Origin of the sequence: Paenibacillus sp. FSL R7-0333, from assembly GCF_038000365.1 — a bacterium.
Lineage (GTDB): Bacteria > Bacillota > Bacilli > Paenibacillales > Paenibacillaceae > Paenibacillus_AQ > Paenibacillus_AQ silagei.
Map to the genome: position 1 here is coordinate 3,754,085 of NZ_JBBOBZ010000001.1, position 22,338 is coordinate 3,776,422.

General features: G+C 53.2%; 18 protein-coding genes. 5 read left to right on the forward strand and 13 right to left on the reverse strand.

The window, feature by feature from the left end:
* Positions 1 to 2 precede the first annotated feature (2 nt).
* Genes murI through MKY86_RS15605 form a run of 3 tightly spaced genes read left to right on the forward strand, consistent with a single transcriptional unit; the run spans position 3 to position 2,229 of the window.
* A complete protein-coding gene (gene murI / locus MKY86_RS15595) occupies positions 3 to 818 on the forward strand; it encodes a glutamate racemase (RefSeq protein WP_076085763.1) in 816 nt (271 codons plus the stop codon).
* Positions 815 to 1,588 carry a GNAT family N-acetyltransferase gene (locus MKY86_RS15600; protein WP_076085760.1) on the forward strand — a complete coding sequence of 258 codons (774 nt, stop codon included), beginning with the start codon at positions 815 to 817 and terminating at the stop codon, positions 1,586 to 1,588. Before murI ends, MKY86_RS15600 begins: the two co-directional genes overlap by 4 nt.
* A 44-nt stretch (positions 1,589 to 1,632) precedes the next feature.
* On the forward strand, positions 1,633 to 2,229 hold the full coding sequence (locus tag MKY86_RS15605) for a DUF2441 domain-containing protein (protein ID WP_076085757.1): 597 nt from the start codon (positions 1,633 to 1,635) through the stop codon (positions 2,227 to 2,229).
* Here MKY86_RS15605 and MKY86_RS15610 read toward each other — a convergent pair.
* The 11 genes from MKY86_RS15610 to MKY86_RS15660 form a co-directional block, all read right to left on the reverse strand.
* Positions 2,207 to 3,409 carry a response regulator gene (locus MKY86_RS15610; protein WP_076085754.1) on the reverse strand — a complete coding sequence of 401 codons (1,203 nt, stop codon included), beginning with the start codon at positions 3,407 to 3,409 and terminating at the stop codon, positions 2,207 to 2,209. The two genes, MKY86_RS15605 and MKY86_RS15610, sit on opposite strands and share 23 nt — an antisense overlap.
* On the reverse strand, positions 3,406 to 5,193 hold the full coding sequence (locus tag MKY86_RS15615; RefSeq protein ID WP_076085751.1) for a cache domain-containing sensor histidine kinase: 1,788 nt from the start codon (positions 5,191 to 5,193) through the stop codon (positions 3,406 to 3,408). Before MKY86_RS15615 ends, MKY86_RS15610 begins: the two co-directional genes overlap by 4 nt.
* A gap of 90 nt (positions 5,194 to 5,283) precedes the next feature.
* Positions 5,284 to 6,108, reverse strand: coding sequence for a carbohydrate ABC transporter permease (locus MKY86_RS15620; protein WP_076085749.1), 825 nt, complete (start codon positions 6,106 to 6,108; stop codon positions 5,284 to 5,286).
* Positions 6,109 to 6,126: 18 nt separating this feature from the next.
* Entirely contained in the window at positions 6,127 to 7,017 is an 891-nt protein-coding gene (locus MKY86_RS15625) for a carbohydrate ABC transporter permease (protein WP_036726672.1), read from the reverse strand.
* Positions 7,018 to 7,237: 220 nt separating this feature from the next.
* Positions 7,238 to 8,614 carry an extracellular solute-binding protein gene (locus MKY86_RS15630; RefSeq protein WP_076085746.1) on the reverse strand — a complete coding sequence of 459 codons (1,377 nt, stop codon included), beginning with the start codon at positions 8,612 to 8,614 and terminating at the stop codon, positions 7,238 to 7,240.
* Between the two features lie 93 nt (positions 8,615 to 8,707).
* Complete coding sequence (locus MKY86_RS15635) at positions 8,708 to 9,169, reverse strand: GNAT family N-acetyltransferase (protein ID WP_076085743.1); 462 nt, start codon at positions 9,167 to 9,169, stop codon at positions 8,708 to 8,710.
* A 317-nt stretch (positions 9,170 to 9,486) separates the two neighbouring features.
* Positions 9,487 to 10,302: a membrane protein insertase YidC gene (yidC, locus tag MKY86_RS15640; RefSeq protein ID WP_076085740.1), complete on the reverse strand. Its 816-nt coding sequence runs from the start codon at positions 10,300 to 10,302 to the stop codon at positions 9,487 to 9,489.
* Between the two features lie 385 nt (positions 10,303 to 10,687).
* The gene (locus MKY86_RS15645; protein WP_076085809.1) at positions 10,688 to 11,329 is read right to left on the reverse strand and encodes a hypothetical protein; all 642 of its coding nucleotides are present in this window, start codon (positions 11,327 to 11,329) and stop codon (positions 10,688 to 10,690) included.
* Positions 11,330 to 11,485: 156 nt separating this feature from the next.
* Positions 11,486 to 13,687: a DEAD/DEAH box helicase gene (locus tag MKY86_RS15650; protein ID WP_076085737.1), complete on the reverse strand. Its 2,202-nt coding sequence runs from the start codon at positions 13,685 to 13,687 to the stop codon at positions 11,486 to 11,488.
* On the reverse strand, positions 13,684 to 15,003 hold the full coding sequence (locus tag MKY86_RS15655; RefSeq protein ID WP_076085734.1) for an ATP-binding protein: 1,320 nt from the start codon (positions 15,001 to 15,003) through the stop codon (positions 13,684 to 13,686). Before MKY86_RS15655 ends, MKY86_RS15650 begins: the two co-directional genes overlap by 4 nt.
* A 9-nt stretch (positions 15,004 to 15,012) precedes the next feature.
* Positions 15,013 to 16,746, reverse strand: coding sequence for a TerB N-terminal domain-containing protein (locus MKY86_RS15660; protein ID WP_076085731.1), 1,734 nt, complete (start codon positions 16,744 to 16,746; stop codon positions 15,013 to 15,015).
* Between the two features lie 286 nt (positions 16,747 to 17,032).
* Here MKY86_RS15660 and MKY86_RS15665 point away from each other — a divergent pair, with 286 nt between their 5' ends.
* Both MKY86_RS15665 and MKY86_RS15670 read left to right on the forward strand, forming a co-directional pair.
* Complete coding sequence (locus tag MKY86_RS15665; protein ID WP_076086950.1) at positions 17,033 to 17,350, forward strand: transposase; 318 nt, start codon at positions 17,033 to 17,035, stop codon at positions 17,348 to 17,350.
* 11 nt (positions 17,351 to 17,361) lie between these two features.
* Positions 17,362 to 18,222 carry an IS3 family transposase gene (locus MKY86_RS15670; RefSeq protein WP_340827831.1) on the forward strand — a complete coding sequence of 287 codons (861 nt, stop codon included), beginning with the start codon at positions 17,362 to 17,364 and terminating at the stop codon, positions 18,220 to 18,222.
* Positions 18,223 to 18,881: 659 nt separating this feature from the next.
* Here MKY86_RS15670 and MKY86_RS15675 read toward each other — a convergent pair.
* Complete coding sequence (locus MKY86_RS15675; RefSeq protein WP_076086206.1) at positions 18,882 to 20,501, reverse strand: response regulator; 1,620 nt, start codon at positions 20,499 to 20,501, stop codon at positions 18,882 to 18,884.
* Complete coding sequence (locus tag MKY86_RS15680) at positions 20,498 to 22,312, reverse strand: sensor histidine kinase (RefSeq protein WP_340827167.1); 1,815 nt, start codon at positions 22,310 to 22,312, stop codon at positions 20,498 to 20,500. The genes MKY86_RS15675 and MKY86_RS15680 overlap by 4 nt, the downstream gene beginning before the upstream one ends.
* Between the last annotated feature and the right edge of the window lie 26 nt (positions 22,313 to 22,338).

Sequence of the window (22,338 nt, forward strand, 5' to 3'; positions counted from 1 at the left end):
ATATGCGAATTGGATTTTTTGACTCCGGAATTGGCGGGTTAACCGTGCTTCATCAGGCGCTTAAGCTCTTGCCGCAAGAGGACTACCTCTTCTATGCAGATACAGACCATGTGCCCTATGGGGAGAAGACGAAAGACGAAGTCAGGGAGTACATCCTGCAAGCGGTGGAATTCATGGCCAAGCAGCATATCAAAGCGTTGGTTATCGCTTGTAACACAGCCACCAGCATCGTGATCGAAGAGCTGCGGCAGCGGTATGACTTCCCGGTCCTCGGGATCGAGCCGGCAGTCAAGCCTGCGGTTGAACAATCGGAGGGCAAGCAGAAGAAGGTGCTGGTACTCGCCACCCGCTTAACGCTGCAGGAGAAGAAGTATCATGATTTGATGCACCGCATTGATCACGGGGAGATTGTAGACAGTCTGCCGCTGCCCGGGCTGGTTCAGTTTGCGGAGCATTTTGATTTTGACGAAGAGAGAATTATTCCCTATCTGAAAAGTGAGCTGGCCCACTTGGACCTTAAGCGGTACAGCACAGTGGTTCTTGGATGTACCCATTTCCCCTACTTCGAGGGAAGCCTGCGGAAGATATTCCCGGATACGGTTGACTTCATCTCGGGCAGTCTCGGAACCGCCAGACATTTGAAACAGCTCCTTGAAGCGGAGGGCCGGATCAACGAGGGGACGGGCGATATCCTTTTTTACAGGTCCAGTGTCCCGGTAGATGATCCCGCAATGTTATCTGAATATAAGCGTCTGTTCCAGCGTCTGGATGACATTGAACAATCGATGAATCTGAGCAAAAGGAGTGATCCCGCATGAGTCACTATACAGCCATAATGGAAAGATTACGCCGGAATCCGCTGAAGAATGTTACGCTGCTCAAAATGATGACGGCTTATCATGCACAGATCGACAGTGTGCTGATTGAACAGCAGAAGGAGTGGGGCGTGCTGCTGCTTATGCCTGCCACTACCTTCGGCTATGATCACCGGACCTACCCGGAGGCTGACACCGTTGTGCTGATGGACTACAGCAGTCCTGAGGTCTTCCCTGCCCTGCTGAAGCGGTTGCCGCGGGACGCCAACCTGGTCTTCAAGCTTCAGGAGGATGCGTACCGTCAGGCGCTGGAACCGTATTTCGCACTGCGGCGGGTCCGTAGTCTATATTCTTATTCTTCGGCCGAAGGCCAGGGGTTCAGCGCAGATGAGGCCTGCACGGTCAGTGAAGCTATCGATGAACGGCTGCTGCCGCTGTGGATGGCGAATGATTATTCGCTAGAGGAGATCACGCAGTATTTTGCAGACGGGGCGTTCGCTGTGACGTTATTTGACGGGGATACGCCACTCAGTACATGTATGGTGTACCGCAATGAGGAACGAATCTGGGAGATTGGCGGTGTGCGTACCATAGAAGCTGCCAGACAGCGAGGCTTGGCACAGCGCGTAGTCCGCACAGCAGTCTTCCACACTCTGCAACGGGGCTACATTCCCAGGTACCAGGTGCTGGAGAACAACCTCGCCTCCATCCGCCTCGCCGAATCCATTGGCCTTACCCGCGCTGTTACGCTGGAGCACTGGGTTAATTATTGATGGATTGAATTAGTGTAATCAACCATATCTACAGGAGGCAGACTATGCAAGCAAGCGAAAGATACGTTTACCACATTGTAACCCGGAAGAAGATGGCCCTGAATCAAATCATTCATTTTGACAACCAGCAAAAAAACACCTTGTATCGCTTCTTTTTTGAGCAAGAACAGTTGAATGCCAAAGGGGAAGACGTTATTCAAATCCTGCACGGCAATTATACTGATGACGGTTTGAAATTGGATAAAGAGGATGCAGATGTTACGGTTAAGTATGCGGAGCAGACCATCCGAGCGGTTCGAGAGGTGATCGTTGAAATGGTAAGGTTACAGGAACATCCTGAGTATCCTTCACGTTTGTCTTGCTTATACGCAGCAAAGAGCTATGAAGACGCCCTGATGTGGAAAAGCATATTCGATTCGTATCACCGGAAAGTGCTGCAGATCGTGAAGCTTAAGGTCACTGGAGCTATTTTTGAAGGTGACGGCAGTCTATTGCCCAAGGAAGACGGGGCCCCATTCTCCCGTAAAATCGAACAAGCCAGAGAATATTGGAAAGGTAATTACAATAATACGCTCCCAGAGCTGTTGATTAACGGAAGAATCGAAGTCGTAGACATCCTCACAGAGTACCCTTGCTCCTAAGAATGCTGATGCTCTCCTGCTGGCGGTATTCTGTGGGGGTAAGGTTGTATTTCTTGCGGAACATTTGGGTGAAATGGCGCATGTCCTGGTAACCTACCCGCTCTGCGATATCGGCCAGCTTCAGCCCCGGATTCAGTAGTAGCAGCTTCGCCTGCTCCAGCCGCAGCGAGGTGACATATTCCTTGTACCCCTGCCCCGTCTTCTGCTTGAACAGCTGGCTGAAATACGCCGGATTCAAGAACACCACCGAAGCGATTCTCTCCAGCGACAGCTCCTCGTAGAAATGCTCCTTAATGTAGTGCAGCGCGACTTCAATCGCCTTCTCTCCACTCCCCTTGAGCGGCTCAAGCGGCGGCCCCTGGAAGGCCGAAGCCTCCCGCATCCGCTTCACGATCTGCGGCACTGTATGGAAGTCACAGCTCCGCCCGGAATAGATCATCTGAAAAGGGATTTTCAAATAATGCGTCAGATGCGTCTTCACCTCCTCCTGGAACTGCTCTACCCGGACGCTCTCGCCCGGTGAGATCAGGCCCAGCAGGTGCTGGCGGTCATAGCTGACCACGAAGCCCCGCCCATACCGCTCGATCAGCTCGGAGAGAACATTCTCAACAATGAAATGCTCCAGCCGGGCGCTCTGATCCCCCGCCTCCAGCTGAACCATCACCAGATAGAAGGAGTGATAATCTTCAATGAACGCGTCGATGTCCAGATTCCCGATATCCAGCCCGGAGGCCAGCCGCTGAAAAACCCCCTCGCGCAGGAACCGCAGACTGGCCTTCAGCCGCTCGCCTTGCCGCGAGATTTGGTTATCCTGCTGGATTTCGCTTGTCAGGCTGTCGATCAGCTCGGTCAGCTTATGCTTGCCGATCGGCTTGAGCAGATAGTCCCGTGCCCCCAGCCGGACCGCTTCCTGGGCATAGGAGAATTCGCTGTGGGCAGAGATGACAATCCATTTCACATACGGATACCGGCGTTTCGAGATTTTCATGAATTCCAGCCCGTTCATGCCCGGCATCAGAATATCGGTCAGCACGATATGGATGTGCTGCTCTTCCAGAATCTTCACCGCTTCCTCCGCCCGCTCAGCCACGAACACCTGATGCTCTGCACTAATCTGCTTAATCGTACGCTTGATGCCTTCACGGATGGCCCGTTCATCATCGGCTATAAGAATATTCATCCTGGTCGCTCTCCTTCCACTGGAATAGGCAGCACGATCGCCACCTGCGTCCCCTCACCGGGGAAGCTCTGAATTTGCAGACCATAGCCCTCCCCGAACATGAACCGCAGGCGGCGGTGCAGGTTCTGGAGTCCGATCCCGCTTTTGCCGCCTTCTCTGCCACTGGAGCCAGAACTATCCGGACCATCCACATTCAGCGACTCCTGTAGCCTTGCAAGCTGCTCCCCGTTCATTCCGTCCCCGTTATCCTCCACAATTAGCTCAAGGTGGTCGTCCTCTTGCCGGGTGTATACCTTAAGAATCCCCTGACGCGAGAGCGGCTCCAGTCCATGCTTGACCGCATTCTCAATGACCGGCTGCACCGTCATCTTCGGGACCCTTATGTTCAGCCAGCGTTCATCGATATCCGTCACGATTACGAGGCGGCCCTCCAGACGGATCGAGATAATCTTCAGGTAATGCCCGATCTGCTCCAGCTCCTCCCTCAGGCTCACCTCAGCCCCGTCTTCCCACTGGCTGCTGTAGCGGAACATTGAGGACAGCGACAGCACCAGCTCGCCAAGCTGTTCATTGCCCTCCTCGTCGAGCATCCAGTAGATCATATCCAGCGTATTGTATAGAAAATGCGGGTTCACCTGAGACTGCAGGGCATGCAGCTCCGCATTTTTTTCGCTGACCGAGGACAGCTTGACCCGTTCAATCAGCTCCTCGATCCGCCGGACCATCCGGTTGAAGGAAGCGACCAGAATATTAATCTCCTGATACGAAGAGACCTTGACCATGCCGCGGAAATTCCCCACCTCCACCTGCCGCATCTCGCGGATCAGCTTCTTCAGCGGCGAAGAGATGGTCTTCGATACAATGGAAGCAATTAATGTGGAGACCAGGATCAGCGCCGAAATCACGATCAAGAGATAACGCTTCATCTCCACCAGCTCCACATTCAGATCCTTGTCCGGCGTAATACTCATCACCCACCAGCCCGAGAAAGACAGCTTAGACGCCACAACCAGTTGGCCGCGCTCCTGCTGAACCATCACATGCTCCGAAGCGGGGAGCTTAGGCAGACGGGCAGCGTCCGGCTGCGGATCTGTGGCCGAGGTGACAAACCGTCCATCCGGGGACATCAGGTAGACCTGGCTGTGCGCGCCCAGCTTCAGATTCTCCAGCGCGTCCAGCACCGGCTGCGGGTCTGTCTCATACAGCACGATGCCTATCGGCTTATGCTCATTCAGGTCATAGAGCTGCCGCCCGAAGGCGAAGACCGGACTGTCCTCCACCTGGTCGATCAGGGAGTGCGGGTACACCCCGAGCCAGACCATTTTCCCTGAGGAAGCCTGCAATTGCCGGTACCAGTCCTCCTGCCTATAATTCGGATCGACCACATTCATATAGTTGCCATAGTTGTAGATCTTGCCGCGGTCCGTGATCACATGAATACCCACCAGATCGTCCCGCGAATAAAAAATCGAGCCGATGATATTCGTCACCGTCTGCTCATTGATATAGGCCACCGCCGGCCCGTCCGTCTTCTCATTAATCAAGCGGATCATCTCGAAGTTATTGCTGAGCGATTTGGACAAGGCGTCATACCCCTTATAGAGAAGCGTGAATAGGCCTGCGCTCTGGGCGACGTTTTTTTGCGACAAATCACCGATCTTCTCATGCAATTGGTCTGTAGTCCGGTTATAGTACAGCAGGCTGACAATAAGCAGAATACTGGACATGCAAAAAAGAAACAGCAAGAACAACCGATGATGAATGGAATGAAAGCCGAGCTTCATAAGACTCTCCCCTTTACGCACCTGTTCTGCCGTTTCCTATTATAAAACTTTTCCATTTTTATGCAATGAGGGAATTCAGCATGCCTTACCCTACCCCTTAACCGCTCCGGCCACCATCCCTTTGGTAATCTGATTCGACAGGAAGAAGTAGATCAGAATGACCGGCAGCGCGCCCATCACCAGGAAGGCCCCGATATTCCCGTAGTTGACCGAATACTGGCTCACGAAGGTATAGACCCCGAATGGAAGGGTTTTGAGCTTCTCTGACGAGATGAACGTAGCAGCCAGGATGTACTCGTTCCAGATATTGATGAAGGTTAAGATACATACGGTCATGACAGGCGGAATCGACACCGGCAGGATAATGCTGCGGAAGATCCGGTACACGCTCGCCCCGTCGATGAACGCCGATTCTTCGATCTCATGTGGAATAGCTCTCATGAAGCCGCTCAAGATGAACACGGCGATGGGAGTCGAGAACGCGATGTACGGCAGAATCAGCGACCAGTGGGTGTTGAGAATATGCATGTTTTTGAAAATAATCATCAGCGGCAGCAGCGTGGCCTGCATCGGAATCATCATCCCCATCAGGAAAATGGTCATCACGACATTGCCGTATTTCCACCGGAACCGGGAGATCGCATAGGCTGCCATAGAAGCCAGCAGAATGACACAAATCATCGTAAGGGCGGTAACGAACACGCTGTTCGACAGGTACTTCAGATAACTGCCCGAGGTGTAAGCCTCGTAGTAGTTATGCCATTGAAATTTTCGCGGTAAAGAAAAGAAGCTCCCGTCCTGAATCTCCTCATTCGTCTTCAGAGAGTATAGCAGGAGCCACAGTAGCGGGTAGAGCTGGGTAATGACAGGAATGGCAAAAAGAAGATACACGATTCCTTTTTTAAGCTTACGCATGGTCCGCGCACTCCTTTCCTATTCGAATTTTCGCTCAAGCCGGTTGAAGATCATGTTGATGATGCCGGTAAAAATGAGACAGACCACCACGAGGAACGTCGCAATCGCGCTGCCGTAGCCATACTTGAAGGACAAGAAGGAGCTGTTATACATATGGGTGGAGATGACATCCGTTGCATGCGCCGGACCGCCGCCAGTCATGACCATGACCAGGTCGAAGGCTTGCAGGGACCCGATAAACGCCAGGATGATCGAAATTTTGAAAATCGGAATGATTAGCGGAAGCGTAATGTAACGATCCGCCTTGAAGCCGTCAGCCCCGTCAATTCTGGCCGCTTCGTACAGCTCGTCGGGAATGTTCTGCACTCCGGTATACTGAATCAGCAGATGGTAGCCGAAATACTGCCACAGGGACACCAGATACAGAGAATACATGGCGATATTAGGCTCGGTCAGCCAGTTATGCGTCCAGCTCTCCAGCCCCAGGGACACCAGCACACCGTTCAGCATCCCCCCCATCGAAGTAGGGTTATAGATGGTCTTCCAGAGTTGTCCAATAATAACGACTGATAAGATGACCGGCGTGAAGTAGATCGACACCAGCGTGTTGGCTCTGCGCAGATAGCGGTTCAGCAGGATCGCCATCCCCAGACAGAGCGGGATTTCCAGCATGGAAGCCACGGCGTACAGCAGCGTTCTCCGAACAGAGGGCCAGAACACCGGGTCATTCCAGAACATATTCTTGAAGTTGCCGAAGCCGACGAACTGAGAGGTCGTTAGACCGTCCCACTTCAATAAGCCCGTGTATAATGAGACCAGTATGGGAACGAATACCAGGCACACATAGAGCAGCAGACATGGCAATATGAAGGCAGCGATTGTGTATGCCGGAACCTTAAGGACTTTCATCTTTCCCGCCTCCTAATCAAGCAGATTCTTCTTTATATACTGATTCATATCATTAATGATTAATGCTATTAACTTTAAAAAGTGCATGATAAACCCGATGCGAAGCAGCCTGAATCAGCTGGCTTCGCATCGAGCAGGACGGCTATACGATTGCAGGGAATGCGTTAGATGGCGTAAATTGAGTGAAGCTTAGATTATACGAAACGCTGAAGTCTTAGGCTTATTTATTGGCTTCAAATGCGGCCTGATGCTCTTTGGCTACCGCCTTGGAATCCATCTTTTGAACGAACAGATTCTGAATGCTGCTGAGGTGGACTTGTGAAGTAGCTGGATTCATCGTGTTGTCGAAGGACAGATCGCCGCCTTTTACTTGGTTGAACAGACCGGCCACAGTGATAGCCAGCTCGGAGTAACCGGCAGCTTTCAGGTCACCGTCTACCTTTTGCCCGATCCCTACAGCATTCTTCAGTTCGAACTGTTTTTTAGGATATTCAGAAGCGAAGAAGTTCAGGAAATCCTTCGTTTCCTTCAGATGCTCGCTGTTTGCAGACACGGCAAATGCGCTGCCCGGTGCAAGCATGAATTCGTTCGGATCACCTTTACCGTTAACAGTAGGAAATTGGAAGGCTCCCACTTTACCGGCTACAGAAGAAGCATCATTCGCGCCCGTCTCCCAAGTACCGATAACCCACATTGCTGCCTTACCGGATCTGAAAATGTTCCCGCCGGCATTTGCATCGATGGAAGTTGCCCCGTCAGGGAATGCGCCTGCTGCTACCAGTTGCTGGAACGCGTCTACCGCTTCAACAAAGGCAGGATCTTCAAATGTTTTCTTGCCATCCACTACGTCTTTCAGGAAGCCAGGACCGCCGTTTGTACGAAGCAGGATGTTCATGAACAGGAACGAGCCGGTCCACGAATCCTTTTCACCGATAGCCAGTGGAGTAATCCCTTTGTCTTTTAAGAGCTTAACGTCCTTCAGTAATTCTTCAAACGTGGTTGGAGGTTCTGCAATTCCGGCTTGGGCGAACAAGTCTTTGTTGTAGTAGACCACTTCAATATTATTGCCGTCAGGAAGCGCATACACATTGTTATCGAAGCTGTAATAGTCGAGCAGACCCGCTTGGTACGTATCTTTCAGTCCATTCTGATCGAGCACATCATTCAGCGGGGCTAATAATCCTGCATCTACAAAGGGCTTCATTTGAGCGGCAGGGTTAACCATCGTAATATCAGGTATTTCTTTGGAGGCTGCTTGTGTTTTCAGCTTCACCTTCTGTTGATCCGTGTTCAGCGTATCCAGCTCAATCTTTACATTGGGATGCTCTTTCATGTACTGGTCAGTCAGCTCGTGGATCATTTTGTAAGACGGTGTTGCAGGGTCAGGGTAGATGTTCTGGAAGGTAATGGTTACCTTCTTGTCGCTCGGAGCGTCTGTAGCAGCGGCATTGCCGCTGCCTGTGGCGGCGTTCGGTGCGGCGGTGTCCTTAGCCTTGGAATTGGCGTTGTTGTTCGAGTTCCCGCATGCGGCAAGGCTTACTGCCATTAGCGCGGCGAACGCGACGGTGGCGGTTTGCTTCATTTTTCTGTTGACCATTCATTAAAGCCCCCTCTGTCGTGATAAGCTAATTATCATCGCGTAGAGCGCTTCCGGGCAAGGTGGGAACTGCAGAAATGAGGTTTGTTTTTTCTAGGGTATGCTTGGGCGGGCTTCGTTCGTCAGCTCTTTATCTAACATCTGCTCATCGTCTTTCACATAGCCACAATCTTCGTAGGTCCGAATAGCCGCAGTGTTCCTTCTACCCGTCAATACCTTGACCCGTTTCACTCCGCGCAACCTAAGCTCGTCTTCCAGACAAGTAATGATAGCTCTGGCAGCTCCCTTTCTTCGGGCGGTATCTTGCACATAGAGTTCTGTAATTTCTCCATAGGGCTCCTCATAGCAAAAGGAATACAGGCTTTGAGCGCAGCCAAAACCGATGATACTACCGTTCAACTCGGCTACGGCAATCAGTTCGTTACGGTTAGTATGTAGATGTTCAATAATTCGGGCCGGGGATCTGTGGACGCCGCCGTTGAACTCTTGATTGAGTCCCGACAGTGCCTCAGCATCTGTTATGGACGCTAGCCTTACAGTTATAAGTGAATTCACTTGGAGTCACCTCGTCTATTTATATTTTTATAAAAAGCACTAAAGAATTGAACTCTAAGCTTGGTCGTCACTGCGGTGAACATTTGGACTTCCGGCCGCTGTTGTCACCAGATTTCTTGATTTAAACCACTGTTCGTGGTAGAAATCCGGTGACTGCTGATGCTTCAGAAGGGAGCTTTCCTGCGGAAAGCTTTCAGGCGGTCGCTATCGCTCCTACAGTTCCAAATTTCCCCTCCGCTTCTTTTTGCTTTTTGCTAATTTCTGAAGTGCATCTTCAGTAAAAGCAGCCGATCACGTTAGATCGGCTGCTTCCAGATTCAACTACTTTGTAAGTCCGGCTTCGCGTACAGTATATTCAGAATGACCGTCTGCACGATAATGAATATCCCGCCAACCACCCAATATAACGGCAAGGCTGCGGGTACCTGAAACGAGAACAGTCCCATCATGACCGGTGACAGCCATCCCATCCAAGCCATTTGGTTACCCGGGCTTTGCTGATTCTGTACAGCTGCAGATTGCGATACGCGGAACTGCACGTAATAGACCGCAGCGGCAATAAGCGGCAGAATCATATCTGCGGTTCCCAGGTTGAACCACAGGAAATCGTGTGCGGCAATCTCTGGGGTACGGCGAATGGCGTAATAAAATGCGAGGGTGATCGGCCATTGGAGCAGCATCGGTAAACAGCCCATACTTAACGGATTAAACTGATGCTTCTGGTAGAGCAGCATCATCTCGGCCTGCTGCTGCTTAGCGGCATCCGCACTGGCATTGTTCTTATACCTCTCCTTCAGCTCCGTTAACTCCGGCTGGAGGACGGCCATCTTTGCTCTCATAGCCATTTGCTTCTTGGTCTGATTCATCATGAGCGGCAGGATTGCAAGCCTGATGATGAGCGTCATCAGCACAATCGATAAACCGTAATTTCCTTGAAAGGCATTTCCGAAGAATTGGATTAAGAACGAAAACGGATAAATAAAGAAGTGGTTGAATATCCCTGGGGAATCCGCACTAATCGGGCTGGTTTGGGATGCTGCTGAGCAGCCGCTAAGCACTATGGCCGTAATAAGTCCCATTGCTAGGACGAGAAGGGGCTTGGCCCATTTTGGATACAGGTTCATCTTGTTCATTGTTGCCCTCCCTAATTGAATGTATGGATCTCAATGTAGGAAAGGACTATTGTCATCCTCATCAGGTGCTTCTCTACGCCTGGCGGTTCGTGCGATCCACCGCTGAATACTGCTCGGCTCCGACAGCCGGACCGATACAGACCAGGTTAAACCGGGTGCAGCAAGTTCATGACCCCAGTGGATCTCCTGCAAAGAAAAGTAGGTAAGGGGTATCGACACTAACGAATAGATAAAAGCGATGGAGAATGCCAATTGAATCAAGTCGTATAAATACTCCAGTCCGGTTCACCTCCGCCTGTATGCGTCATAATGGAATAATTTGAATAATGGTTAAACGTCTATACGTTAGAGTAACGGTGTGGTTCCAGGATGCTGGCGAATCTCACTAACCTCTTAAGCGTAATAGCTCTAATTCTTGAAGAACTTCCTTTACGTCACAGCTGGAATTCAAGATATGGATCATCTCTTCCGTAATGAGGAGATCCTCGTAGATTTTTGCAACAACCTCTAAGGATAGGGATAATTCAAAGTAACCTGTTGCAAATTCCACAAAATCCTCTGGTGTATGGAATATACAGCCCAATAAAAAATCAGAACCATCACTTGTACCTTCTGGAATCTCAACGTTTCCTTTGTGCCAGCTAGTGTCACTGTTTTTACGCCAAATACAAAAAGTCACATCTTCTTTTTCAATTGCATCATCTTCAAGTAATGATAATAATTCCTTTGGGACGTCATCATAAATCCCTTGCCATACTTTATGTTCATCTTGTGCATATGGGCTTAATTCAGATTCGTGATCGAAGCCTTTTATGATGGAGCCTTCAGGAGAAAACAAAATAAACAGATGATCCCCTGATCCATTATCTATTTTCGCCATAGAAACACCCTCATTCCAATCTTGAACATAGCTATGGTAACGAAGCCATTCCTCCTGACAAAGAATAATATTCAGTGATGCTTTGATTTTCATTAGCTTTTGTAACATTGTTGGATCTGGTAAACGCTCTAACGCTTTTGCTTCCATAGAATCCTCACCCACCATATAATATTTTTCTAATTATACCGTAGTTCTTTGTATAATTTCCGTGGTTAAACAAGAAGCAGTTGATCACGATAGGATCAACTGCTTCTTGTTGTATAAGCGAGAGACATCTCCGCATATTGGCTATCACTATATCAATTATGCCGGAGGCTGCTTCCATTGTTTGACCACACCGACCAGACCCGGCACATCAAGGCCGTCGAGCGAAAAAGCTTTGCGCAGCAGGTCATGCGGGATGAACTCATCATATTTGCCGAGGTAAGGGGCTTCATCCGGCTTCAGGAGCGCGAGTGCATCCGTAGCGGCAGCGGTCTCAGCGATAATCTCATCCTCCAGCTTCTCTGCATCCACTTTACCGGCGACTACCATGTAATACGGTTCCATGGGCACGACCGAGCGCAAGCCAAGCGGCTCCTTCAGATTGTTCTTGAGAAGGCGCTCCAGCGTACGGAACTGGCGGCTGCCAGCCCACGGAAGGATGAACATGGAGTCTCCCCCGGCTGGCAGAACGGAACGCGTCAGCAGTCCGCTCTCCTTCGCGAGCCTGCGGGCCCGTTCCAGTCTGGCGGCCGCGCTTGGTGCAAGGTATGGGTACAGAGCCGTAGATCCTAATACTTCGCGGATCTTCGTCATAATCCGGGTATGGACATCTCCGCCTGCGCCGAGCCATAAGGTATCCACTTTACCGCGTGAGCCTTTGACATAAACGGCCTTATGGCGGTTGTCCACCTCCTCGACCTTCCATAGCTTGCCTGCCAGTGTGAAGCAGTAGCCCGGAGGCGGAACGGTGGTAATGGACCCGATCTCCTCGGTTCCGTTATAGACGACATGCTCTTCATCGTCCTTGAATACCGCATAGAAGCGGAAGTTGTTAACGATCTTCTCGCCAGCCATTCCAATTAGCAGGCTGCCTTCATCCATCTTCTCGATATGGCCCATGCCCAGCATGTACTCCATGAAGTCATCATAATCAGCGGGATCGATGCTGCGGAAGGACGGCAGGCTAAGCACAGCCTCTTTCAGCTCCTCCGGCTCTGCTTCGCCCATGCTCTTCAGAATGCTCATCGTCTGATGATACAGGAGACCGACCGGCAGCTGGCGCACGGCCAGCGGCTCTACCCACTTCTCGCGTACGTACAGCTCGATGACGGCAATGGCCCGCAGCAGCGTCCACGGCATGCGCGCCGGGAGCTGCGCCTCCTCGTCCTCCTCCTCTGGCGTGACGAAGATCATCTCGGAGGCGGCGTCCCCGCGCCTGCCCGAGCGGCCCAGCCGCTGCACGAAGCTCGCGCAGCTATAAGGCGCGCCGAGCTGGAGTACCCGCTCCAGCTCGCCCAGGTCAATCCCCAGCTCCAGCGTCAGCGTCGCTGCAGCCACAGCCGGCCCTGCGCCCTCACGGAGCGTGGCCTCGGTCTCCTCGCGCAGCATCGCGGAGATGCTTCCATGATGCACATGGAAGACATCCCGCTCGCCGCGCTTAGCGGCAATGCGCCGCATCTCCAGGATGGCCTCTTCGGCATCGGTGCGGCTGTTCGTGAAGATGAGCGCCTTCTTCACATGCGTGTGATCATAGATGAAGCCATAGTAAGCCTGGCGCGCCCGCTCCAGGTGTTCGGCCTCCTCTTCATTCCGCGCATCCGGGAACGAGAAATGCTCCACGCTCAGCCGCAGCTTGCGCCCGCCCTGCGGCGCGCTGACCTCCACGCTCTCGCGCGTGCCTGCCGCCAGCCACTCCGTGACGGAGGCGTAGTCGCTTAAGGTCGCAGACAGGCCGACCCGCCGCGGATGACAGCCCGCCATCCGCGAGATCCGCGCCAGCTGGCTCAGCACCTGAATGCCGCGGTCCGCGCCCATGAAGGCATGAACTTCATCGATAACGATGAAGCGCAGATCATGGAACAGGGCCGGGATCGCATTCGGGCGGTTCATCAGCAGGCCCTCCAGCGATTCAGGGGTGATCTGCAGCACCCCTGAAGGGTTCTGCATCAGCTTGGTCTTGTCCGCCTGCGGCACATCGCCATGCCAGTGCCAGACCGGAATGTTCCCTTCACGCAGCAGATCATTCAGCCGCGTGAACTGGTCGTTAATCAGCGCCTTCAGCGGCGCGATATATAGAATACCTACCGATGCAGACGGACGCTGGTGCAGCTCCGTAAGCGCCGGGAAGAAAGCTGCTTCGGTCTTGCCTGAAGCCGTCCCTGAAGCGATCAGCAGATGATGCGGCGTGTCAAACAGCACACGGCAGGCATCGACCTGCGCCTCGCGCAGCGTATCCCAGCGGTTCTTGTAGATGAATTCCTTGATGAACGGGGCCAGCCGGTAGAACGGATTATCACTCATAGGTCGAACTCCGCCAGGAAGCCGTCCAGCTCATTCTGTTCCGTCTCGGCAGGCCGCGAAGTCCGCTCCCCGACCAGCTTCTCGAATGAAAGCTCCGGATGCTGGTGCAGGGTATGCAGCAGATCCATGAAGTCCCGCACCACCTCTCGTGCGGTGAGCAGTTCATCAGCTCCCAGCCGGTTGACCGCCTCCTCCATGAAATGCACCAGCTGCTCCTGTGTCAGTCTTGCTTCATATCCGTAGTGCAGCGCGTGGATATCCCGCAGCTTCTGGAGCAGGATCAGAATCTCTTCATGGGACAGCATGTCCAGCGCGATAATCGGCCCTGTGTAATTGTTCAGCCCGCTGCCTGCATACCGTCCGGCCACCAGCCGGGAGCGCAGGGCCTCATAGCTGAACAGACCGCGCCGGTGGTCCTCCACGAACTGCGGCGTACCGCCAACGAAGATGCCCAGCCGCTCTGCTTTGCCCTGCATCGTATCATTGAACATAGTCAGCAGCTTCTCGTAATTGCTCTGCCGCGAGATGCTGTTGGTAATCTTGTAGAGGTTCACCCCTTCATCGATGAACAGCAGCAAGCCCTTATAACCGATGGCTCCGGTGAATTCCGCCCACAGCTTCATGTAGTCATACCAGTTGTCATCATCGATGATGACACCAACGCCGAGCGCCTTCCGCGCTTCCGTGCGGGTCGGGAACTCTCCCCTCAGCCAGCGCAGGGCATCCTGCTTCAGCCCGTCATCGGCCAGCTTGTGCCCGTTCCAGTAGGAGGCCAGCACCTTGGCGAAGTCGAAGCCATGCACCAGACCGCGCATCTCGGAGGCCACCGAATAGATGCGCTGCCCGACCTCATCGCCAAGCTCCGGCGCATCAGGGCCATAGCCCTTATCCTGCATCACCGCCTGCTGCAGCGTCATGATCCACTTCTGCAGCATGATCTCCAGCGCCCCTCCATCCGGGCGGGTCCGGGTCGAGAGATGGCTCATCAGCTCGCGGTAGGTGGCGAGCCCCTGGCCCTTCGTGCCGACCAGCCGCCGCTCCGGCGACAGGTCAGCATCGGCAACCACGAAGTCACGGTCCATCGCATAGTTGCGGATGATCTGGAGCAGGAAGCTTTTACCGCTGCCGAACTTGCCTGTTATCAGCTTGAAGGCAGCTCCGCCATCGGCGATATTCTCCATATCGCGGAGAATCGCCTCCACCTCCGGCCGCCGGCCGACGGCGATATGTTCAAGACCGATACGCGGTACAACTCCCGCTGTCAGCGAATTGACGAGCGCGGTGGTCATCCGCTTCGGTATTTTGAGTGGGTTCATTTACGAATTTCACCTCTTTATATAGTCCAGCATGGATAGACATTCTTCGGTCAGCTCTTCCCCGTCAATAATGAGGTCTCCCAGACTGTCCATTGCCAGCTCATTAATCTCATCGTAGAGCAGCTCTGCCATCGTTCCTGCTCCCGCAGTCAGCCGCTGCACCTTCGCAGAACCGTCCTCCTCTGCCAGCGTCAGCACGGCCTCCCGTTGCAGCGGAGTCAGCTCTGAAGCGAACAGCGTCCAGCGGTCCGCTTCGCTATCTGAGGCTGGCGGCTGAGAATCGGCAAGTTTCTGTCCGGCAGACAGGTGGTTTCCTGAAGGCTCTTCATGGTCCCGCTCGATCCGCTCACCACCAGCCATCCGGCCCGCTTGCTCTTCAGCTTTTGCAGAGTTATCGGAATCACGTTCCGCATTCCCATCATTTTCCTCACCTGCTGATTCGACTCTCTCAGCCGCATCCCCATCAGCTCTAATACCGGCCAATCCGGCTCCTCCATGTGCTCCTTCAGACTCAATTATCCATTCCGCGTCATCCTCATGACCCGGCTCCCCGGTGTCTTCCACCGTAAGCAAGGAACGCACCACCTCGGAGTCGCTTGCCAACTGCTCCAGCTTCTGCTGGTCAATGACCACTGCCGGTCCCTTCTCTTCCTGCTCCGCCTTGCGGAATTCACGCTCCAGGAACCGGGTGACGAGATCATCCATATCGGCATCAACCCGGACATCCTTCAGTCTTCCCCGGTATCCCATCAGCGCCCGCAGCTTATTCTCGGTCAGCCGGAACAGCCGGGTAATCAGGCTGCGCAGCGGCGGGGACTTGCTGACCCGGATAACAGGCACAAGAACAGAATAGCCATACAGGGAGATATCGTATACCGCGCTGCGGAACAAATAACGCTCACGGACGACAGGAGGGGCAGGCGGGAACATCGTGATTAGATTCGAGCCATGCTTCCGCGCGACATAAGCATCAATTAGGGCTACAACCTGGGGAATATAACGATCCGCAGCGATTTTACCCTCGCCGGTATAGAATTTGGACTTGCTGATATCATAGTCCGACATCACACTCAGTACCTCGATCCTAAGCTGCTCCGGGGCAGCCGACAGGCAGCGGACCAATTCAAGCTCAGCCAGATCCCCGGCCAGCCCGCGCGAACGGGCCACAATCTCCGAGAGAGGGATATCCAGCTTATGGACAAAAGAGAAATCCGCAATCCACCCGCCAAGGTACTGATCCAGACGTTTGTAACTATCACGGTAGGCCTCCCACAGCAGACTGAGCTGACGGCAGCCCTCCTGAGGCTCGTCCCAGCCCACACCGTTAATCAGCTCATAGATATGCAGGAAGATATATGAGAGATCGGTCTTCGGGTATCTCCCCTGCCGGACTTCATCCCGCCAAAAGAAATACCATCTGCTCTGCGCGCCGGTCATATGCCCGTAGGTGGGCCAATAGCTTTTGAACGGGACGAACAGCGCCGCAGGCTCCTTGTGCTCTATAAGCTCACGTGCACGCTGGACGAACTCGCTCTCTGTAGTGGTTACCGGCTCCACACTCTCTTCCATATCCCAAAGCTGGAGCTGGACTGTATCGTAACCGGACGTTGTCTTCTTAACCGGCTCTGACTTAGGCTTCCGGCTGCCTTCATCTACAGTACCGCGCGGCGGAATCGCCACATTCTGCTCCGTACTCTCCCAGACCAGCTCCGAGAAATGCAGCCCCTGCCTGTCTTTAGCCATGCTTCATCGCCCCACCCGTATGTCTTGGTAATTCTCACATTATATCATATACCCTATGCAGCGGATGCAGCCGCTCCAGTCATGTATTGGAGCAGTTAATAAAGTTACTATACTTGCTACTCTTACTCCCCGCTACTCCTATCCCGCTCTGCCGGACTGAGATTCCGTTATTCCGAACAAATCCGGCAAATATGACAGTCAAGCGGACTCAGTGCAATTAGAATAAAAAGTGGACGCCACGTTAAGAGACACTGGATAATAGGCTTAACGAAGGAAGGTGTCCAATGTGGGGGAACGACGGCAACGATACAATGAAGAATTCAAGAAGCAGACGGTGAAATATGTGCAGGAGCAGACCAAGAGTATTGGGGATATCTGTGAGGAGCTGAATATCCCCAAGAGTACGATTCACCAATGGATCTCTCAGTACCGCCAATTCGACCAGGAGGCCATTCACCACCCGGAGAAAATGCGTCAGATCGAACAGACGCTTAAGGATGCCGAAGCGGAGAATCACCGCAAAGAACGTGAAATCGAGGACCTGAAAGAAGAGCTGGCCATTCTAAAAAAGGCGCTGCACATCTTCAGCAAAGAAAAGAACTAAGGTTCCAGTTTATCGAAGATCACCGCTCGGATTTTCGATTGGAGAAGATGTGCAAGGTCCTCAAGGTATCCCGAAGCGGGTACTACAAATGGCGTACGGCAGAGCAGCCGGTACGACTCGAGCGAAAAGAGAAGCTGATTCAGCGTATTCGGTGGTATCACCAGGATTCAGGGGGCACCTACGGCAGCCCAAGGATTCATCGGGAACTCCAAAGGGAGGGCTGGAAGGTCTCCGAGCGTACCGTCGGCCTCTTCATGCGCGAGCAAGGGATACGTTCGTGTATGGCCCGTAAATACCGGGTCACGACCACGGACTCGAATCACGATCTGCCGATTGCGCCCAATGAACTCCAGCAAGACTTTTCGGCCACAAGGCCAAATGAAAAATGGGTGGCCGATATTACGTACATTCCGTGTCGTCAAGGCAAACTCTATTTGGCGAGTATTCTGGACCTGTATACGAAACAGATTGTCGGGTGGAAGCTCAGTGACCGGATGACCACGGATCTGGTTCTAGGCGCCCTCCAGCAGGCCTACAAGGCGAAAAAGCCTGGGAAGGACCTGATACACCACTCCGACCGAGGATCTCAGTATGCCTCCAAGGACTACCGGAAACAGCTCCAAACCTATCGCATGAAAGCGAGTATGAGCCGCAGGGGCAACTGCTACGATAATGCTTGTATAGAAGCGTTCCACAGCATTCTGAAGCGCGAGTTGATCTACAGTCATCCGAAGTTTAAAACCAAGGAAGAGGCCTACCAAAAGCTATACTGGTATTTGGAGTTGTTTTACAACCGCAAGCGTTCCAACAGTACTCTGGGATACATGTCGCCAGTGCGTTTTGAGCAACTTTACTACCAGACAGTCGTTTAATTGGCGTCCACTTTATTGACAGAAGAGCACAGAATCCCTTAATTAGACAATATCGTCTCATTTCAGGGCCAAATAACCCAAATAAGCGCTTCTGTGTCCGCTCGGGCCTCATAAAGTAGCTTTTTGAAGAAATAACGGATTCTCAGTCCGCATAACCGCTAAAATATCTGAAGCATCTGTCTATAGAGTCGCACAGTCGCACAGCAGGAATGCACCCGCCGCCGGCGTACCGCCATAAATCAATAAAAAGACCTTGAGAGACTAACTCCTCAAGATCTTGGATGAGAGCGTCTGTCACCACACCGCAACTTGATGTAACCTGCCGGGCAATGAGAACGTTCGTTTGTGTCTCCATAAGAATATACTATACTCACCCTGCGGGCTGCAATAGCGGAGCAAAGCTACAGGGGTTTACTATATAGATTGAACTAAAAATTCAAGTTAAAGGAAAAGTGGCGGAGGGGAATTTTGGAACTGGAGGAGCGGTAGCGCCGCCTTTGTGTTTGAATTTCTACCGCGTAACGCGGTTTAAATCAGGAAATTCAAACACAACAGCGGCCGGAAGTCCAAAACTTCTCTGGAGTCACGGCTATTCCCAAAACATAAAAAACCACTAGTTCAATTTATATAGTACTTGCACCTGCACTTGCCCCCCACCCTCACCCCTTCAAATAATCACTCGGGCTGCGCCCGGTAATCATCTTGAACACCTGACTGAAATAGGCGGGGTTGTTGAAGCCGACCATTTCACTGATCTCATACACCATATGCTGGCCGGATTGCAGGAATTCGATGGCCCGGTCCACCCGGTACTGATTCAGGTAGCTGACGAAATTCTCACCGCTGATCCGTTTGAACAGCTGGCTGAGATATTTCGGATGCACATGCAGCTCCTGCGCGAGGCCCATGAAGCTGATCTCCTGGGTATAGTGGGCTTCCACATAGCTTTTGACGCTCTCTACCAGACGGTTCTTCTTGACATTCATCTCGGTGAACGCTGCGTTCAGGAATGCCGGAATCATCTGGCCCATCCACTCCGTCAAGCTTCTCCAGGTATAGTAGCCCGTCACCGCCTGCAGGAATTCGGACATGCTCATAGGGGGAGTGCGGCCCGGGCAGCAGGCATTCCAGTAATACATCAGCGTAGTGAACAGCCCGACACACACCGTCTGTATGTCCTGAATATTATTCTGGTCCTCCTGCCGGAGCCTGCCGAAGATGATCTCCCAGGTCTCCCATACTTTTGAGGAATCCCTGCACAGCAGCACCTCATTCCACTCTTGGAGCAGCCGGGAATAGTCCTCCAGCGTCCACGGGTTGGTGGCTTTGCACGGCTCATAGGCATAGATGGGACTGGTCTCCTGAAACTCCGCGGAAGCAAGCGCCTCTCTGCTCTCCAGATAAGAATCGATCAGTTCATGTATGGCAGATTTGACCGAACCAATGCCGGCATAGGCCTGAAGCTGAATGTAATTTCGGATCTTATCCATCGTCTCCTGCACTACTTCCTTCAGAACCGGGATTGGTTCTCCCGCCTCACGGTCCAGCAGCAGCACCACCAGCAGATCGTCGGAATAGTCCAGTACATGACCTTGCACAGAGGGATGTCCGGCAAGCTTGTGCTGGAGTGTCTCCCGGCAGATATTGCCCGCTCCGAAGCGCAGCAGCTGCCATTCGCGCTCCTTCAGCTTATGCAGCGGCGAAGGCCGGTTCAGCTGGATGCTGGCCGCCGCCAGCCGCTGCGGACGGGTAATCTGGAGATATCCGAGCCGCTCCTCGGAACATTCCTCCGCACTGTAGCGGGTGGTCAACAGCTCCATAAGCAGACGCTCCCGCAGAAAAGGAAGCGTGCGGCCGATTTCCTGCTGATAACGCTCCTCCAGCCGCTTCTTCTGCTCTCCGGCATCCAGATCCAGCAGCACAGCGCGAAGCACTGCTTCGATCTCGTCTACCCGGGCCGGCTTCAGCAGGAAATGGCTGACGCCCCAGCGCATCGCCTGCCGGGCATTCTCGAATTCCTCGTAGCCGCTCAAGATAATAACCGGCAGCTCCGGGGCCAGCTCCCTTAGCGCCTCTGTAAGCTCCAGCCCGCCCATGCCCGGCATATAGACATCGGTCATCACCAGATCGGGGGAGAGCCTGCGGAACAGCTCCAGCGCTTCATGGCCGTTGACCGCTGTTCCAGCCAGGGTCAGGCCCAGCTTCTCCCAGCCCACATGTCTCGTAAGGGCTTTCAGAATATGCGGGTCGTCATCCACCAGCAGTATAGAGCGGCTCATATCTGATCGCGCAGCAGCCGTTCCAGCTGCTCCTCCGTCTCAATGACTGGCAGCGTAATCATAGCCGCAACCCCTCTCTCCGGCCGGTTGGCCAAGTATAGTCCATACGGTTCCCCGCAGTACAACTGAATCCGGCTCATCACATTCCGGGTGCCGATGCCGCTCACCTGCTCCATCGACCAGCCTTCCTCTAAGCCCCGGCCGTTATCCAGCAGTGTGATTTGCAAGTAAGGCTGCCTTCCCGGCGTCTTAATCTCCTGCACCTCCAGATGAATCTGCAAAGGGCCGGAGCCAGGCTCCCGGCTGCCATGAATAATTGAATTCTCAATCAGCGGCTGGAGAATGACCTTCGGAATGAAATAACTCCGGACCGCCGGGTCCGCAATCGACTCCGTATACTCAATGGCAATCGGCAGCCGTTCCTGCTGGATGCTGACATAACACCGCGCATGCTCCAGCTCGTCGCGCAGACGAATGAGCATTCTGCCGCCGCTCAGGCCGATGCGCAGCATTTTGCCAAGCTGGGTAATCATGTAGCTGATATCCTGGGCGTCGTAATCCATTGCCTTCCAGTGAATCATATCCAGTGTGTTGTACAGGAAATGCGGCTTGATCTGGGCCTCGAGCAGCCCTGCCTGAGCCTCCCGCTTCGCGGCGCTTGCTTCCCGCTCGCTCTGCACCAGCTCCTGCAGCCGGTTCACCATGTGGTTGAAGCCGTAAGACATCTGCGTGTATTCCTCTGTCAGCGACTCACTCATACTGGCCCGGAAATCTCCGCGCTCCAGCTTCCGCATCTCCTGAATCAGCCTGCGCACCGGACGGATCATATTCCGGATGAAGAAGTACGCCAGCAGCGCCGACAGGAGCAGACAGAGCAGGCCGATCCCGATCACCTGCCTGTCCGCCTTACGAACCTCCTGCAGCAACTCACGGGTCGGGATGACCTGAACCAGCCGCCAGGAGATAGTGCTCGGTCTGGAGAACAGGACGAGATAGGACTGTCCGTCCTTGTTCAGCAGCTCATAGCCTTCATTGCCCTCATACGTATGCTGGTAGAGCCAGTCCGCATCTAGTAAAGTTTTGCCGGCAGAGCCCTCCTCCTTGTTCACCAGCAGCAGAAGATTGCCGCTTGTATCCACCAGATGAATCTGACCGTCCAGCACAGCAGGGATATCCTTGAACTGCTTTAGGATATCGTCTGCGGACAGCCGGATATAGAGGTAGCCGATCGTTTTGCCTTCATTTCCGAACAGATGCTGGATATGGCCGATCAGATAAGGCTCGTCTTCGCCGCCGCTGCCCTCCAGGGGAACCCAGAGTGAATCCGCCTGCTTCAGCTGGGGATACCAGCTCTCGTTCCTAATCGAAGAGACAGGAAAGACAAGGTCCGTGGAGCTTTGCGGCACCCCGCTGAACAAGTCACTGTAAATCTCAATTGAGCTTACCCCTTCGTTCAGCACCAGCGAATGCTGGAGAATCTCCGTAATCTCCCGCCTCCTGGAGATCATCTGATACTTGGAGCCAGGCGTAGTCTCCAGCCCCTCAATAACGTTCTTGTTCGCGGCAATAGAGTAGGCGGTGCCTGACACATTGGTCATGAAGTCGAAGCCGCGCTTCGTGCTCTCATTCAGCAGGGCAAGCCTGGTGGTGCTGATCTCGCTGAAGGTTACGTCCGAGAAGGTCCGGTACGCCAGCAGGACTATGAACCCGAGAAAGATCAGATTGAACGTAATAATACTGGCCGCCATCAGCGTGGAGAGCTTGCTCCGCCTGATCCGCAGCAGCCAGGTGCCGAGCATTCTTTTTTGCATTTGCCCCATCCCTATGCTTTTCCCAA

Bases quoted from the DNA above. Each gene is read 5' to 3' on its own strand.
- MKY86_RS15600 (WP_076085760.1), top strand. From the start codon at position 815: ATGAGTCACTATACAGCCATAATGGAAAGATTACGCCGGAATCCGCTG.
- MKY86_RS15630 (WP_076085746.1), bottom strand. From the start codon at position 8,614: ATGGTCAACAGAAAAATGAAGCAAACCGCCACCGTCGCGTTCGCCGCG.
- MKY86_RS15645 (WP_076085809.1), bottom strand. From the start codon at position 11,329: ATGGAAGCAAAAGCGTTAGAGCGTTTACCAGATCCAACAATGTTACAA.
- MKY86_RS15660 (WP_076085731.1), bottom strand. From the start codon at position 16,746: ATGGCTAAAGACAGGCAGGGGCTGCATTTCTCGGAGCTGGTCTGGGAG.
- yidC (WP_076085740.1), bottom strand. From the start codon at position 10,302: ATGAACAAGATGAACCTGTATCCAAAATGGGCCAAGCCCCTTCTCGTC.
- murI (WP_076085763.1), top strand. From the start codon at position 3: ATGCGAATTGGATTTTTTGACTCCGGAATTGGCGGGTTAACCGTGCTT.
- MKY86_RS15605 (WP_076085757.1), top strand. From the start codon at position 1,633: ATGCAAGCAAGCGAAAGATACGTTTACCACATTGTAACCCGGAAGAAG.
- MKY86_RS15625 (WP_036726672.1), bottom strand. From the start codon at position 7,017: ATGAAAGTCCTTAAGGTTCCGGCATACACAATCGCTGCCTTCATATTG.
- MKY86_RS15615 (WP_076085751.1), bottom strand. From the start codon at position 5,193: ATGAAGCTCGGCTTTCATTCCATTCATCATCGGTTGTTCTTGCTGTTT.
- MKY86_RS15620 (WP_076085749.1), bottom strand. From the start codon at position 6,108: ATGCGTAAGCTTAAAAAAGGAATCGTGTATCTTCTTTTTGCCATTCCT.
- MKY86_RS15650 (WP_076085737.1), bottom strand. From the start codon at position 13,687: ATGAGTGATAATCCGTTCTACCGGCTGGCCCCGTTCATCAAGGAATTC.
- MKY86_RS15655 (WP_076085734.1), bottom strand. From the start codon at position 15,003: ATGAACCCACTCAAAATACCGAAGCGGATGACCACCGCGCTCGTCAAT.
- MKY86_RS15610 (WP_076085754.1), bottom strand. From the start codon at position 3,409: ATGAATATTCTTATAGCCGATGATGAACGGGCCATCCGTGAAGGCATC.
- MKY86_RS15680 (WP_340827167.1), bottom strand. From the start codon at position 22,312: ATGCAAAAAAGAATGCTCGGCACCTGGCTGCTGCGGATCAGGCGGAGC.
- MKY86_RS15675 (WP_076086206.1), bottom strand. From the start codon at position 20,501: ATGAGCCGCTCTATACTGCTGGTGGATGACGACCCGCATATTCTGAAA.